1 protein-coding gene is annotated in these 280 nt (G+C 70.0%); it reads right to left on the bottom strand.

Annotated elements, in window-relative coordinates:
• The coding region (locus tag RB628_RS43055) for a DUF2637 domain-containing protein (protein ID WP_412180814.1) at window positions 1-172 on the bottom strand (172 nt) is incomplete at its 3' end.
• Window positions 173-280: the final 108 nt, after the last annotated feature.

The following is a 280-nucleotide window of genomic DNA, read 5'->3' as shown; positions in this document are numbered from 1 at the left end:
CGTCGATCACCAAGGGGAAGAGGTAGGTCAGCAGGCCCCGGACGTGGATGGCGACGGCCATCTGCTGCAGGGCGTCGTACGACAGGGCGCATCCCGCACCGCCGAGGGCGATGACGACCGCGCGGTCCCATCCGGTGACATGCGCCGTGCTGGGCGCGCTCGTGATGTTCACGCCGCCGTCCCGAAGTCATCGCGGCCCAAGCGCTCACCGTCGGTCTCGGGGGGCGGGGTGGTCTTCGTGGTCTGCTCCAGGTCTCGGTTGCGGATGGCTCGGCGGGTT

Source organism: Streptomyces sp. ADMS, assembly GCF_033441795.1.
GTDB lineage: Bacteria > Actinomycetota > Actinomycetes > Streptomycetales > Streptomycetaceae > Streptomyces.
The sequence above is the reverse complement of the archived record's forward strand: the minus strand, read 5'-3'. Positions and strand labels throughout refer to the sequence as shown.